The organism is Streptomyces dysideae, assembly GCF_001514305.1.
GTDB lineage: Bacteria > Actinomycetota > Actinomycetes > Streptomycetales > Streptomycetaceae > Streptomyces > Streptomyces dysideae.
Map to the genome: position 1 here is coordinate 280,436 of NZ_KQ949082.1, position 13,804 is coordinate 294,239.

Genomic DNA, 13,804 nt, shown 5'->3' on the forward strand with positions numbered 1-13,804 from the left:
CATTCCCCCATGGCAGAGAACATCGCTGACAGCACACCGGGCACGCCGACGGCCGCCTCCGGCGGCCACCGCGCCGCGCTCGCGATCTGGGCGCCGCAGTTCCGGCTCCGCCTGACCACCCCCCGGCTGGAGCTGCGCGTCCCCGACGAGAACGACCTGCGCGCCCTGGCGGAACTCGTCGCCGACCAGGGCATCCACGCGCCCGGCGCCGCCCCCTTCCAGGGCGGCTGGAGCAACGCGCTGCCGCAGGTGGTGGCGGGCCGGGTCCTCCAGTACCTGTGGAAGGGGCTCGCCCTGAGCCGCCCCGGCTACTGGAACCTCGGCCTCGCCGTCTTCCTGGACGGCCGCCCCGTCGGCGTCCAGGGCCTGCAGGCGAGGGAGTTCCCCAAACGGGGCGAGGTCGCCACCGAGAGCTGGCTGGCCCGCGGCCACCAGGGCCGGGGCATCGGCACCGAGATGCGCACCGCCGCCCTCCGCCTCGCCTTCGCGGGGCTGGGCGCCCGGTACGCCACCTCCGCCGTGTTCGAGGACGGCGCCGCCGCCCTCGCCGTCAACAAGAAGCTCGGCTACCAGCCGGACGGCATCGAGGTGCACGACCGGCAGGGCGAGCCGACGGTGCTCACCCGCTGGCGCATGACCCGCGCCCAGTGGGAACTGAGCCCCGCCGCCGAGGCCACCGCCGAGATCCACGGACTCGACGCCTGCCGCGCCCTGTTCGGCAGCCGTCCGCACGACACCCCCTCCGCACGACAGGAGCCGGCGTGATCCACGACTCCATCACCGACTGTGTCGGCGGTACCCCGCTGGTCCGGCTCGGCCGACTCTTCCCTCAGCCGGGCATCGAGGTCCTCGCCAAGCTCGAGATGCTCAACCCGGGCGGCAGCGTCAAGGACCGCTCCGCGCGCTACATCGTGGAGCGCGGCATCAGCGACGGCATGATCCGTCCCGGCACCCACATCGTCGAGAGCACCTCGGGGAACTTCGGCGTGGCGCTCGCCATGGTCGCGGTCCGCTACGGCCTGCGCTTCACCGCCGTCGTCGACCCCAACGCCTCCCGCACCAACCTCCGGATCCTCCGCCAGTTCGGCGCCGGCATCGAGATGGTCCGCGACCCCGACTCCGCCGGCGGCTATCTGCACACCCGGCTGGCCCGCGTGCAGGACCTGCTGGCCGAGGACCCGGACGCGGTGTGGATCAACCAGTACGCCAACCACCTCAACTGGGAGACCCACGCGGTCACCACCGCCCGCGAGGTCATCGACGACTGCCCCGAGCGGCCCGTCGACGTCCTGGTGGCCGCCGTCAGCACCACCGGCACCCTGCACGGACTCGCCCGCGGACTGCGCCGTGTGTGGCCCGCACTGCACGTGGTGGCCGTGGACGCCGTCGGCTCGGTCATCTTCGGTACCCCGCCGGGCCCGCGGATGCTGCCCGGCGTCGGCTCCAGCCGGGTGCCGGAGCTGTTCACCCCCGCCGAGATCGACCGCGTGGTGCACATCGACGACGCCGCCGCCATCCGCGGCTGCCACCGGCTGCTGCGCCAGGAGGCGATCTTCGCCGGCGGCTCCTCCGGCTCGGTGGTGGCCGCCGTGGAGGAGATCCTGCCCCAACTCCCGCGCCCCAGCCGCGTCCTGACCCTGCTGGCGGACCGGGGCGAACGCTACCTCGACCTCGTCTACACCGACGAGATGGCCATCGAACACGGCGAACTCGCCTACTCCAGCCACCCCTGAACGACCACCCGGCACGGGCCGCGGCCGTCCCCGGCACCAGGGACGGCCGCGCCCCGCCGGGCGAGCCCCCTCACAGGGCACAGGCCACCGGCGGGCTCCGGGTCCGGGCTCAAGCGAGCCTCCACCGCCGCCCGAGCGGCCCTCGACCGCTCTCGGCTGGAGTGGAAAGGCCGTCCATCCACCCGCAAACGACCGCAAGCCATCACAAGACACACGGCTGTCCAGCCGACCGAGGGGAACCATCGTGGACGACGTGCTCGTACTCGCACGGCTCCAGTTCGCCATCACCGCCATCGCCCACTACCTGTTCGTCGCCCTGACGCTCGGGCTGGTCACCTACCTGGTGGTGATGCAGACCCGCTGGGCCGTCACCGGCAAGGAGACCCACCGCCGGCAGACCCGCTTCTGGGGCCAGCTCTACGTCATCAACTACGCCCTGGGCATCGGCACGGGCATCGTGATGGAGTTCCAGTTCGGCCTCGTCTGGAGCGGGCTGACGCACTTCACCGGCAACGTCTTCGGTGCCCCGCTGGCCATCGAGACACTCGTCGCGTTCTTCGCGGAGTCCACCCTGCTCGGCCTGTGGATCTTCGGCTGGAACCGCATGGGCCGGGTGCTGCACACCGTGATCCTGTGGCTGGTGGCGCTCACCGCGTACTCCTCGGTCTTCTTCGTCCTCACCGCCAACGGCTTCCTGAACCACCCCGTGGGCTACGAGATGAAGGACGGAAAGGCCGTCCTCACCGACTTCACGGCCCTGCTCACCAACACCAACGCCCTGTCCGCGGCCGCGCACATCCTGGCCGGCTCGGTCGTCACCGGGTCCTTCTTCGTCATCGCCGTCAGCGCCTGGCACCTGCGCCGACGCACCGGCCACGAGGAGTTCTTCTGGTCCTCGATGAAGCTGGCCCTGCCGCTCACCCCGGTGTTCGTCCTGCTGACGGCCGCGCTGGGCGGCACGCAGATCGGCTACTCCGTGAAGCAGACCCCCACCAAGTACGGCGAGCGGTCGGACCGGGCGCAGGCGATGGTGGAGACCTTCACCCAGAAGTTCGGCCCCGGGAACTACTTCCCGCCCGGGTTCAGCCAGACCGCCGAGTTCGTCATGATCATCCCGGCGCTGTTCATGATGCTGATCGCGGTGCTCTGCGTGCTCTTCATGATCAAGCGCAACCTGATCCGCCGCAGGGTCCTGCTGTGGCTGCTCACCGCCACCCTGGTCCTGCCGTACGTCTCGAACATCTCCGGCTGGGTCTTCCGCGAGGTGGGCCGCCAGCCGTGGGCGGTCTACGGCGTACTGAAGACCGAGGACGCGATCACCCCGGGCCTCTCCTACGGCACGGTACTGACCTCGCTGCTCGTCTTCGGCACCCTCGTCGCCACGCTGCTCGTCGTGGACTGGGCGCTGCTGTTCCGGTTCGCGCGGCGCGGCCCCGACGCGGCGCAGCTGGGCCGTATGCCGGGTGAGGGCGCGCAGGACACATCCGGCCCGGACACAGGGGAGGACGGCGTCGCGGCAAGTCTCCCGCACCAGACCTCAGCCTCCGCCTCCGCCTCCTCCACCCCCTCGTCCTCGTCCTCCGCCCCCACCTTCTGACGGCGCACCGGGAGTTCATCGTGTGGCACAACATCTGGTACGCGCTGCTCGGGCTGTTCCTGGCGGGCTACCTCGCTCTGGACGGCATCACCCTCGGCACCGGGATCATCGGCCGGTGGCTGGCTCGCGACGACGCCGAGCGGCACACCGTCGCCGCGGCCACCGGGCCGTTCTTCCTCGGCAACGAGGTCTGGCTGGTCGCCGCGGCCGGCATCACCCTGGGCGGCTTCCCCGGCCTGGAGTCCAGCGTCATCAGCGGGATGTACCCGCTGATCGTGTTCGCCGTCGGGGCGCTGCTGGTGCGGGAGGCCGCGATGCAGTTCCGTCGCCGGGTGCCCGGCGCGCGCTGGCGGCGCCGCTGGGACGCCGTGGTCCAGTGCGCCTGTCTGGTGCTCGCGCTGATGTGGGGCGCCCTGGGCGGCGCGCTGATCGGCGCGGTGCCGGTCAAGGGCGGTCATCTCGACGTCGACGCGGGCGTGTTGCTGCGTCCGGTACCGGTGCTGTCCGCGCTGACGGCGGTCGCCGTGTTCGCCCTGCACGCGCTGGTGTTCCTCGCGGTGCGCACGGAAGGGGGCGTCGCCGTACGGGCCGCGGAGCTGTCCCGCCGACTGGCACCGGTGGCGGCCGGCCTCGCCGCCGTCACGGCGCTGGCGGCGATCGCCGACGGCACGGCACGCGACGGCCTGCTCAACCCCCTGCCCACCGCCCTTCTCTTCCTGACCGCGGCGGCGGCCCTGCTGCTGGCCCCCCGCCTGACGACCACGTCCGGCTGGCGGGCCCCTGCGGTCTCCGGCTTCGCCGCCCTGGCACCGGTCCTGCTGATCGGCGCGGCCCACTTCCCCCAGACGGTGGTCAGCAGCGTGGGCCCCCGAGAGCACATCTCCGTCTCCGAGGCCGCCGCCGACCCGTCGACCCTGAGTGTCGTAGGCCCCGTGGTGCTGCTGGTCCTCCCGGTGCTGCTGGCCTTCCAGGCGATGCAGTGGTGGGCCTTCCGCGCGAAGGCGGACGAGCGGTCGCCGGCGTACTTCTGATGGAGGGGTGGCGGGCTGTTGTGGCCGGGGCTGGTGAGCGGGGTGCCCGTGACCGACGCGACGAGACAGACGGGGCTGCGCGCCCCGCCGTGGGTGGCCGGCGGGGTGTGGGCGCCGGGGCTGGGCATCGGGAAGCGGGCGGTCGGCGAGGTGCGGTGGGTGGAGCCGGGGGGCGGGAGGCGGACGGGCGGCGGAGTGGTGGTGGCGCCGGGCGGCGTGGGGCGGACGGGCGGCTCGGGGACCGGGCCGTACGGCGTCGGCTGCTGGCGCTGACTCCGCGTATCCGCGCCGCGGGGCTACTGGTGTCGGCCGGTGTTCTGATCGGCGCGGCCGGCACCGTCGGGCAGGCCCTGGCGCTGGCCCGGTTGCTCGGGGAGGCCTTCTCCGGGCACGGGCCGACCGGCACCGCCGTGGCGTGGGTCGCCGTGGCCGTCGGTATGCGGGGGATCGCCGGCTGGGTGCAGGCGACCGCCGCGCAGCGGGCCGCGGCCGAGACCAAGCTCGAGCTGCGGACCCGGCTGCTCGGCTCCGCCGCCCACCGCACCGCGTACGACGCCGAGGACCGCCGCGCAGGAGAGGTCAGTACCCTGCTCACCCGGGGCCTGGACGCCCTCGACCCCTACCTCGTCGGCTACCTGCCACAGCTGCTCGTCGCTGGGATCGTGCCGCCCGCGGTGCTCGCCGCGATGCTGGCCCACGACCCGCTCAGCGCGGTCATCCTGCTGGTGACCCTGCCGCTCGTGCCCGTCTTCGGCGCGCTGGTCGGACTGCACACACGGGACGCCACGGCCCGCCAGTGGGCGGCCCTCGCCGGCCTCGGCGGCCACTTCCTCGACGCCCTGCGCGGCCTGCCGACCCTGCGCACCTTCGGCCGTGCCGAGGCCCAGGAGAAGATCGTCGCGGACGTCGCGGACGCGCACCGCAGGGCCACCATGCGCACCCTGCGCATCACCTTCCTGTCCACCCTGGTGCTGGACACCGTGGCCACCCTGTCCATCGCCCTCGTCGCCGTCCCCGTCGGCCTGCGTCTGCTCGGCGGCTCCCTCGACCTGACCACCGCGCTGACGGTACTGCTGCTCGCGCCGGAGGCGTATCTGCCGCTGCGTGCGCTGGGCAGCCGCTTTCACGCCGGGACGGAGGGGGTGGCGACGGCTCGGGAGGCGTTGACGCTGCTGGACGGGGATGTTGGGGCTGGGGTGGCGGATCGTTCGGGGGTGGCGGTGCGTCCTGGGGTGGCGGTGCGTCCTGGGGTGGCGGCGTGTCCTGGGGTGGCGGCGTGTCCTGGGGTGGCGGCTGGTCCTGGGGTGGCGGCGTGTCCTGGGGTGGCGGCGTGTCCTGGGGTGGCGGATCGTCCTGAGGCGGCGGCCGGTTCCGGGCCGGCGACGTGTTCCGGGCCGGCCATTGCGCCCGGCGTGGCCGCTGGCCCTGGCGTGGCGACCTGCCCCGGGATGGTGACTGGCCCCGGGATCGCCACCGGGCCCGGGACGGTGGCTCGTCCCGACGCGCCGCCGCCCGCTCCCGGGGGACCCGGTCCGACCCCGCGTCACCAGGACGACACCGGCGGCACCCCCGGTCACCCCCTCCGCATCCGCTTCGAGGACGTCACCGTACGGCTCCCCGGGCGCCCCCGCCCCGTCCTCTGCGGAGCGTCATTCACCGTCGAACCGGGGGAGCGGGTCGCACTGACCGGCCCCAGCGGCGCGGGGAAGTCCACGCTGCTCGCCCTGCTGCTCGGTCTCGTCCGGCCCGACGAGGGGCGGATCCTCGTAGGCGGGCGGGACCTCGGCTCGCTCGACCCGGACACATGGCGGCGGCACCTCGGCTGGGTGCCGCAGCGGCCGTACCTCTTCGACCGCAGCGTCGCCGACAACATCCGGCTGGGCGAACCCGGCGCCACCGACGAGGAGGTCGTGCGCGCCGCGCGTGCGGCCGCGGCCCACGACTTCGTCACCGCGCTGCCCGACGGCTACGCGACCCGCCTCGGCGCCCGCGGTACCGGACTCTCCGCCGGCCAGCGTCAACGCATCGCCCTCGCCCGAGCCTTCCTGCGCGACGCGCCCCTCGTCCTCCTCGACGAACCCACGGCAGGGCTCGACGCCGACAGCGAGATGGCGGTACTGACAGCGAGCGAACGGCTGATGACCGGCCGGACGGTCCTGGTGGTCGCGCACCGCGAACGCCTCCGGCAGGGCGCGGACCGCCGGCTCGAGGTGTGCGACGGGACGGTGCGCGAAGGGGAGGCGGCCCGGTGAGCTCCAGGCCCGGCGCGGACCGTCGCGTCGCGGGAACGGCGCGTCAAGTGCGGGGTGGTCCGGTGTTGTTCGAGTACGGCCCTGGTCGTCGGCTCGGCGGATGTGACGGGACAGCGCGTGAAGTGCGAGGCGGGCCGGTGACGGCTGGGTCCGGCGCTGACCGTCGGCTCGGCGGATGCAAGGGAACGGTGAGCGAAAGGCAACGTGCCCCCATGGCGTCAGAGCCCGGCGTCGACCGCCCGCCCCACGCATGCAGAGCGATCCCGCACGAATGCGAGGTGTCCCGATGAGGGCGTTGTTCTCCGTGCTGCGTACCGCAGGCCCGCTGCGCCGGCTGCTGCCCGCCGCCTGCCTGGCGCTCGCCGCCGACCTGGCCGGCGTGGCGCTGATGACCCTCGCCGCCTGGCTCATCGCCCGCGCCGCGCAACAGCCCCCGATGGGCGCGCTGTCCGTGGCCATCGTCGCGGTGCGGGCGCTGGCCGTGACCCGCGGCCTCTTCCGGTACGGGGAACGGCTGGCCGGCCATGACGCGGCGCTGCGTGCGGTGGCGCGGCTGCGCAGCCAGGTCTTCGGCGCGCTGGCTCGCCGCCCGGCCCACGAGGACGCCCGCACGGTCCGGGACGCGGACACCGCCTCCCGGCTGGTGGCCGACGTCGACCTGGTCCAGGACGCGCTGCTGCGGGTGGCGCTGCCGGCGCTGTCCGCGCTCGCGGTGTCTGCGGCGGCGGTCGTCTGCGCGGCGCTGGTCTCCCCGGCGGCCGCGCTCGTCCTGGCCGTCGGCCTGACGGTCGGAGGACTGCTGCTGCCCGCACTGACGGCTGCCGCGTCGGCCCGGGCGGCACGGCGCGGTGCCACCCTGCGCGCGGAACTCGCCGTACGCACCGTCGACCTGCTCGACGGCGCGGCGGATCTGCGGGTGTTCGGCGCGGCGGAGCGCGAGACCGAGAGGGCCGTCGGCACGGCCCGCCGACTGCGCGCCCACGACCGCAGCGGGGCCCTGCTGTCGGCGCTCTCCGCGGCGGCCCTGACCGTGGTGCAGGGCGCGACGGCCGTGACGATCGCGGTCGTCTGCGCACACACCGCCCCCGGCGTCTGGCCGGTGGTCCTGCCCCTGCTGGCCGTGGCCTCGTTCGAGGTCCTGGCCCCACTGCCGACGGCAGCCCAACACCTCACGGCCCTGCCCGCGAGTGCCCACCGTGTGGCCGCACTGCTGCACGCCCCCAGGGAGACGACCGCGAGCACAGGGCCGTTCCCTGACGGCGCAAGTCCTGCCGAGTCGGCGACGGCGAGGGTGGGGAGGCCGACCGATGGCGCCGCGGCGATGCTGCCCGGTCAGGCGCCCCCAGTCCGGCGCAGGCTCCCCACCGGCACCGGCACCGGCACCGGCACCGGCACCGAGGTGCCGTCGTCCGCCTCGGGGCCTGTGAGCGCGGGGCCGGTCCCGGGCGACGCGAGCCCCGTGGTCCAGGCAGCGCTCCCCACCGGCACCGGCCCCCAGGTGCCGTCGTCCGCCCCGGGGCCCGTGAGCGCGGGGCCGGTCCCCAGCGACGCGAGGCCGGTGGCCCAGACAGCCGTGGGCCCGCGCAGTCTCCCCACCGGCGCCCGAGCCACGACGCCGTCGCCCGCCCCAGCAACCCCGATCACCGGCAATCCCCCCAACGCCACCACTTCCACCATCCCCGCACAGCTCACCAGCCTGGCCTCCACCACCCTGCCACCCCCCACCGCACCGGCACTCCCCGCAGCACCACCCCCCACCGCCCCCAAGACCGCACCCCCCACCACCCACCTCTCCCTCCACGACCTACACGTACGCCACCACCCCAACGCCCCCTTCGCGCTGCGCGGAGTGGACCTGGAGCTGCCTCCAGGACGACGTGTGGCCGTCGTAGGGCCGAGCGGCGCGGGAAAGTCGACGCTGCTCGCGGCCATCGCCCGGTTCGTGCCGCCGGACAGGGGCGAGATCCTGCTGGGCGGCGAGGACCTGGCGCGGATCCCCGAGGCGGCCCTGCGGCGGACGGTCAGCGGCGCCCTCCAGGACGCGCACGTCTTCCACACCTCCGTACGGAACAACCTGCTGCCCGCCCGCCCCGGCGCCGCCGACGCCCCACTGCACGACGCGCTGCGCTGCGCCGGTCTGCTGGACTGGGTGCTCTCGCTTCCCGCCCGGCTCGACACCGTCGTCGGATCCGACGGCGGCCGGCTGTCCGGCGGGCAGCGCCGACGGCTGGTCCTCGCCCGCGCGCTGCTGGCCGCGCCGCCCCTGCTGCTGCTCGACGAGCCGACCGAGGGCCTGGACCCGGGGACCGCCGACGCGGTGCTGGCCGACGTACTCGCCTCCACCCGGGGCAGTTCCCTGATCCTCGTCACCCATCGCACCGAGGGCCTCGAGGCCGTGGACGAGGTGCTGGTGATGGACGGCGGCCGGATCGTCCGACGCGGCACCCCGAGGGACGTCCTGACGGGCACAGGCACAGGCACGGGAGCGGGAGCGGAACGGCACGGCCCATGTCGCTCCACCCACCCCACCCCTCAGGGCAACGGCCTCGTCAGCACATAGACCGTCCGCAGCACCACCGCCGCCGACAACACCAACAGGTGGTACCCGAACACCCCGTACAGAGTCAGCCCCTCCGTGACCTCCGGCCCGCCCTCGAGCCCGAGCAACTGCACGCCCAGCACCCCGAAGAAGATCCCCAGGCCGGCCAGCAGGACCCGGCTGAGCAGGTCGCCGATCACGCGGCGGTCGCGCGGGTCGGCGAGGAGCCGTACGTTCACACCGAGCCGGCCCTCCTCCAGCGCCCCGCTGATCCGGTCGAGGCGCCGGGGCAGCCGGCGCAACACCGGCAGTAGGGTGAGGACCTCGTCGCGCGCGGCGTCCCGTACCGTCTCGGGCTCCAGCTGCCGTGTGAACCGGGCCGACGCGTACGTCCGGGATGCGGCGAGGATGTCGAACCCGGCCGACACCCGGCCCAGCGTGCCCTCCAGGGTGGCCAGGGCCCGGAACACCGCCGCGATCTCCGGCGGAACGGCCAGCCGGAAGTCGGCCACCAGCCGGAACAGGTCGGTGAACATCTGCACGTCGGGAGCCGAACCACGCCCGAGGTGACGGCCGCTGAACTGGCCGAGCGCCCGCTGCAGCCGCTGCTCGTCCACGTCCTCGGGCCGGTCGGTCACCTCCAGCAGGGCGTCGCGCAGTGCGGCCGGGTCCCCGCGGTCCACGGCGAGGAACAGCCCGATCATGGCGGCCCGTAGCCCGCCGTCCAGGCGTCCCACCGAGCCGAAGTCGAGCAGCGCCGGGCTCCCGTCGGGCAGCAGCAGGATGTTCCCGGGGTGCGGATCGGCGTGGAAGACACCGTCGTACATGATCTGGTCGAGCAGCGTGGTGAGCAGCGTCCGGGCCAGTTTCGCGCCGTGCTCGGGGCTGTCCGGCCGTGCCTGTCCGAGCGGCACACCGTCGAGGCGGCCCATCACCAGGACCCGTTCGGTGTTCAGCTCCTCGTGCAGGAGGGGGAGCGTGACGCTGTCGTCGTGGCGCACCTCGGCGGCCCGGCGCACGGCGGTCAGGTTGCGTGCCTCGACCCGGAAGTCCAGTTCCTCGCGCAGGGCCACCGCGAAACCACGGGCCAGCTCGGTGAGGCCGAGGGCGCGGCCCCAATCGGTGCGGTTCTCCAGGGTGCGCGCCAGCCGTTCGACGATGTCCAGGTCACGGTCCACGGCCTCGCGGATGCCGGGACGCTGCACCTTGACGACGACGCGTGTGCCGTCGCGCAGCACGGCGCCGTGCGCCTGGGCGACGGAGGCCGCGGCGAGCGGTTCGCGGTCGAACTCGGCGAACACCTCCTCGGGCGGCGCGCTGAGGCTCTCCAGCAGTACGGCCTCGACCTGCGGCCAGGGCGCGGGCGGCACCCGGTCCTGAAGCCGGCTGAGCTCGACGACGTACGGCTCGGGCAGTAGATCGCGACGGGTGGACATCAGCTGGCCCAGCTTCACGAAGGTGGTGCCGCCCGCCTGCAGGGCCTCGCGCAGTTCCTGGGCGAGCTGCTCGTGCCGGGTGCCGCCGCCGCTCCGGGCGCGGCCGGTGAGATACGGGCCGAGGCCGTGCCGTCCGACGATGGCCACGATCTCGGAGTAGCGGCGGGCGCGGGACAGCCGGGCCCGCGCCGCCTGGAGCCGCCCCACCAGACGCATCCGGCGGGCCGGCACCACCACATCGAGCACGACGAGGCAGACCATCGCGGTCAGCAGCCCGACCCCGAGCATCAGCGGGAGCAGTACGGGACCGCGTCCGGGACTCTGCAGCTGAGGGCCGATCAGCGTCCCGGACACCGAGACGCCGACCACCGCGGCGATCACCACACGCAGCAGGCCGGCGTCCGAGCCGAGGAGCCGGCGCCCGAGCAGCGCCGGAAGAACGATGACGGCGAAAGCTCCACTAACTCCTATAAGCCACATATAGGGCAGGGTAGTGAACCTCCCTACAAGAAAAGGGAGTTACGGTCGAGAACGCCTCGAGTCCCGGTGGAGTCCCGCCGGAGCGCCGCCGGTCCCACCGCATCCGGCGGAGGGCGAGCCGGGCGCGAGTGAAGTCCGAGGGGGACGGGGTTCTCTGAGGACGTGAGGGGAACGGCTCCGGGCGGTGAGGGCCCCGGAGGCCGGACCGACTCCCGGGCCACGTCGCGACCGCGACTCCTGCAGGTCGCCGACGTCCCCCGACGGGTCCGCCCCGTCCCCTCCACCCGCGGCGCCCGGTACTTCCCCCGGCCGGGCGCCGCGCGAACTTCCGTCCGGCTCCTGGCCCGAGGCGTCCTCGAGCGGTCGTCGAAGACCTCCGGCCACATTCCCCCTGCGCCCGTCTGACATCCGTACGGAGGAACCATGGCCGCCCCGACCCAACCGCCCGCCACCACAGCCGCCCCCGGCGCGGCAGATCGCCGGCACCCCGGCCTGCTGGGCCGGCCGCGCTGGTTCACGACCCTCTTCGGCACCGACGTGTGGGAGCGCTTCAGCTTCTACGGCATGACCGCGATCCTCGTCCTGTACACGACCGAGGACACCGACCGCGGCGGCCTCGGCATGTCCACCGGTGACGCCTCGCTTCTCTACGGCCTGTACATGGCGTCCGTCTTCCTGGCGTCCGTCCCCGGCGGCTGGATCGGCGACCGCGTCCTCGGCGCCCGCCGCGCCGTGCTGCACGGCGGGATCCTGATCGCCCTCGGCCACCTGTGCATGGCGGTGCCCCTGGCCGGTTCCCTCTACCCCGGCCTGCTGCTCATCGCCTGCGGCACCGGACTGCTCAAGCCCAACATGGCGAACCTGCTGAGCGCGTTCTACGACCGTGAGGACCGCGCCGGACGCGACGCGGGCTTCGCCGTCTTCTACATGAGCGTCCAGGTCAGCGCCCTGCTCGCGCCGATCGTGGTGGGCGCGCTCGGCGAGGGAGTCAACTGGCACCTCGGCTTCGGCGCCGCCGCCATCGGCATGGCAGCCGGACTGCTCCAATACGTCCGCGGCGCCCGGCACTTCGGCGACACGGGCGGGGCCCCCGAACGCTCCGCCACCCCCGCCGAACGCACCCGCGTGCTGCGCCTCACCCTCGCCGCCACCGCCCTGACCGTCCTGGTCTACGGCACCGACGCCGCCCTCGGCACCTTCCGGATCGCCCACCTCATGGCACTGATCGGCCTGCTGTGCGTGACGGCGCCGGTGATCTGCTTCTGGCGGCTGCTGCGCAACCCGGTGCTGACCGCCGTAGAACGGGTCCGGGTGCGTACGTACATCTGGCTGTTCCTCGCGTCGGCCGTCTTCTGGGCCCTGTTCCTCCAGGGCGGCTCGGCGTTCGCGCTGTTCGCCAAACACGCCACCGACCGCGAGGTCCTCGGCCGGACCGTGCCCGCCAGCTGGTTCCAGGCGGCGATACCGCTGTTCGTCCTGGCACTGGCGCCGCTGCTCGCCCGCTGGTGGACGCGCGCGGGCGACCGTATGCCGACCGCGGCCAAGTACGCCTCCGGCATGGCCGCCACAGCCGCCGCCTACCTCGTCATGGCGTGGGCGGCGACCCGGGCGACCGACGGCGCACAGGTGTCACCGCTGTGGCTGCTGCTGGCGTTCCTGCTCCTGGCGGCCGGGGAGGTCTCCTTCGCGCCGGTCGGGATGAGCGCGACCACGGCCATCGCCCCGGCCACCTTCATCAGCCAGATGGTGGCCCTGTTCTGGCTGGCCGGCGCCCTCGGCGGCGGCATCGGCGGCAACGCCCTGAAGGTCTCCGGCGACCGCGTCCCCGGCCCCGGCTACTTCCTGGCACTGGGCCTCGCGGCCCTCGCCACCGGCGCGGCCCTACTGACCTGGCGCCGCGCCCTGACCCGCCGCCTGGGCGTCTGACACAGCAGAAACGCCCTCCCACAGGGAGGGCGGGGAGTGGGCGCCCCCGGCAGGACTCGAACCTGCGGCCAAGCGCTTAGAAGGCGCCTGGTGGCACGAGTGCCACGCCTCTCTGACCGGCCTCTTCTCCTGTGCTGCGCGCCTTATCGACCGGCCTTCGACACGCATTCGGCACGGCTCGGACTACTCGTACACAGTCGCCGCTTGTAGAGCTCGTGCGAAGAACGTCCAGTCACCGCCGGCGGGCAACTCCCGGGCGGTGTTGCTGTACCAGCCGTCCGCGTCGTCGATCCAGGCCGCCAAGGCCTCCAGGAAGCTCGGAAGGGCCGCGTTCTCCCATGAGCTTCCGTCCTCGGTGTGACGGCGACGCAAGGAACGAACGAAGGCTGCCAGGTCTTCTCTGCTGTCGACGTGATCAGGAGAGGTGGTCATGGCTGGGGACCCTACTTGGCACATCAGTGTGAGTCGCCCAGTGCGCTGAGCTATTGCTCTGTCAGGCAAGGTTCGCCCCCTGGTGACGATCCAGCGTAGGCGCTCGTCGGCGGCGTGGACTACAGACGTATCAGCCCAGATGTCGGTCGAAGAACCGCAGCGAGTCGTCCATCTCGAACCGCGGCAGATCTCCGTGCTTGCCGGGGTGGGCGTGCAGTGCCTTCTCGGCTGAACCGATGGCATCGAACAACGCCAGGCTCTGTGCACGGGGCATCCGCTCATCGTCCCACTGGACCAGAAATTGCACCGGCACGGTCATCTGCGCGGCGGTCCCGGCCAGCGCGGGCGCCCCTTGCAGGCCCAGCACCGCGGCGCGGA

General features: G+C 73.5%; 10 protein-coding genes, 1 tRNA gene and 1 pseudogene. 8 read left to right on the forward strand and 4 right to left on the reverse strand.

The genetic code is table 11. The features are described 5' to 3' along the window. The first annotated feature begins 9 nt into the window (after nucleotides 1-9). The 7 genes from AQJ91_RS16225 to AQJ91_RS16250 all read left to right on the forward strand — a co-directional run bounded on the left by AQJ91_RS16225 (nucleotide 10) and on the right by AQJ91_RS16250 (nucleotide 9,173). Nucleotides 10-765 carry a GNAT family N-acetyltransferase gene (locus AQJ91_RS16225; RefSeq protein ID WP_079084971.1) on the forward strand — a complete coding sequence of 252 codons (756 nt, stop codon included), beginning with the start codon at nucleotides 10-12 and terminating at the stop codon, nucleotides 763-765. Next, a complete protein-coding gene (sbnA, locus tag AQJ91_RS16230) occupies nucleotides 762-1,733 on the forward strand; it encodes a 2,3-diaminopropionate biosynthesis protein SbnA (RefSeq protein WP_067021592.1) in 972 nt (323 codons plus the stop codon). Before AQJ91_RS16225 ends, sbnA begins: the two co-directional genes overlap by 4 nt. A gap of 244 nt (nucleotides 1,734-1,977) precedes the next feature. Continuing rightward, the gene (locus tag AQJ91_RS16235; RefSeq protein WP_067021594.1) at nucleotides 1,978-3,330 is read left to right on the forward strand and encodes a cytochrome ubiquinol oxidase subunit I; all 1,353 of its coding nucleotides are present in this window, start codon (nucleotides 1,978-1,980) and stop codon (nucleotides 3,328-3,330) included. 20 nt (nucleotides 3,331-3,350) lie between these two features. Beyond that, the gene (locus AQJ91_RS16240) at nucleotides 3,351-4,361 is read left to right on the forward strand and encodes a cytochrome d ubiquinol oxidase subunit II (RefSeq protein WP_159054581.1); all 1,011 of its coding nucleotides are present in this window, start codon (nucleotides 3,351-3,353) and stop codon (nucleotides 4,359-4,361) included. A gap of 48 nt (nucleotides 4,362-4,409) precedes the next feature. After that, nucleotides 4,410-4,634, forward strand: coding sequence for a hypothetical protein (locus AQJ91_RS55600; RefSeq protein WP_159054582.1), 225 nt, complete (start codon nucleotides 4,410-4,412; stop codon nucleotides 4,632-4,634). Between the two features lie 29 nt (nucleotides 4,635-4,663). After that, the gene (locus AQJ91_RS57780) at nucleotides 4,664-6,613 is read left to right on the forward strand and encodes an ABC transporter ATP-binding protein/permease (protein ID WP_324618004.1); all 1,950 of its coding nucleotides are present in this window, start codon (nucleotides 4,664-4,666) and stop codon (nucleotides 6,611-6,613) included. Nucleotides 6,614-6,899: 286 nt separating this feature from the next. Then, complete coding sequence (locus tag AQJ91_RS16250) at nucleotides 6,900-9,173, forward strand: ATP-binding cassette domain-containing protein (protein WP_159054583.1); 2,274 nt, start codon at nucleotides 6,900-6,902, stop codon at nucleotides 9,171-9,173. On the opposite strand, the gene AQJ91_RS16255 is transcribed toward AQJ91_RS16250, so the two are convergent. Then, a complete protein-coding gene (locus AQJ91_RS16255; RefSeq protein WP_067021598.1) occupies nucleotides 9,146-11,068 on the reverse strand; it encodes an ABC1 kinase family protein in 1,923 nt (640 codons plus the stop codon). The genes AQJ91_RS16250 and AQJ91_RS16255 overlap by 28 nt on opposite strands. 423 nt (nucleotides 11,069-11,491) lie before the next feature. Here AQJ91_RS16255 and AQJ91_RS16260 point away from each other — a divergent pair, with 423 nt between their 5' ends. Then, nucleotides 11,492-12,994: a peptide MFS transporter gene (locus tag AQJ91_RS16260; protein WP_079084976.1), complete on the forward strand. Its 1,503-nt coding sequence runs from the start codon at nucleotides 11,492-11,494 to the stop codon at nucleotides 12,992-12,994. A gap of 44 nt (nucleotides 12,995-13,038) precedes the next feature. Here the strand turns inward: AQJ91_RS16260 and AQJ91_RS53590 are convergent. The 3 genes and pseudogenes from AQJ91_RS53590 to AQJ91_RS16270 form a co-directional block, all read right to left on the reverse strand. Then, nucleotides 13,039-13,104, reverse strand: a tRNA-Arg gene (locus AQJ91_RS53590). A 73-nt stretch (nucleotides 13,105-13,177) separates the two neighbouring features. Further along, nucleotides 13,178-13,426, reverse strand: a complete 249-nt coding sequence (locus tag AQJ91_RS16265; protein ID WP_079084978.1) for a DUF7660 family protein — start codon at nucleotides 13,424-13,426, stop codon at nucleotides 13,178-13,180. A gap of 130 nt (nucleotides 13,427-13,556) precedes the next feature. After that, nucleotides 13,557-13,804: pseudogene (locus AQJ91_RS16270) on the reverse strand (alpha/beta hydrolase); the annotation flags it as partial.

What these genes read in the sequence shown, in the direction of transcription:
- AQJ91_RS16265 (WP_079084978.1), bottom strand. Translation starts at nt 13,426, where the DNA reads ATGACCACCTCTCCTGATCACGTCGACAGCAGAGAAGACCTGGCAGCC.
- AQJ91_RS16255 (WP_067021598.1), bottom strand. Translation starts at nt 11,068, where the DNA reads ATGTGGCTTATAGGAGTTAGTGGAGCTTTCGCCGTCATCGTTCTTCCG.
- AQJ91_RS16260 (WP_079084976.1), top strand. Translation starts at nt 11,492, where the DNA reads ATGGCCGCCCCGACCCAACCGCCCGCCACCACAGCCGCCCCCGGCGCG.
- AQJ91_RS16250 (WP_159054583.1), top strand. Translation starts at nt 6,900, where the DNA reads ATGAGGGCGTTGTTCTCCGTGCTGCGTACCGCAGGCCCGCTGCGCCGG.
- AQJ91_RS16225 (WP_079084971.1), top strand. Translation starts at nt 10, where the DNA reads ATGGCAGAGAACATCGCTGACAGCACACCGGGCACGCCGACGGCCGCC.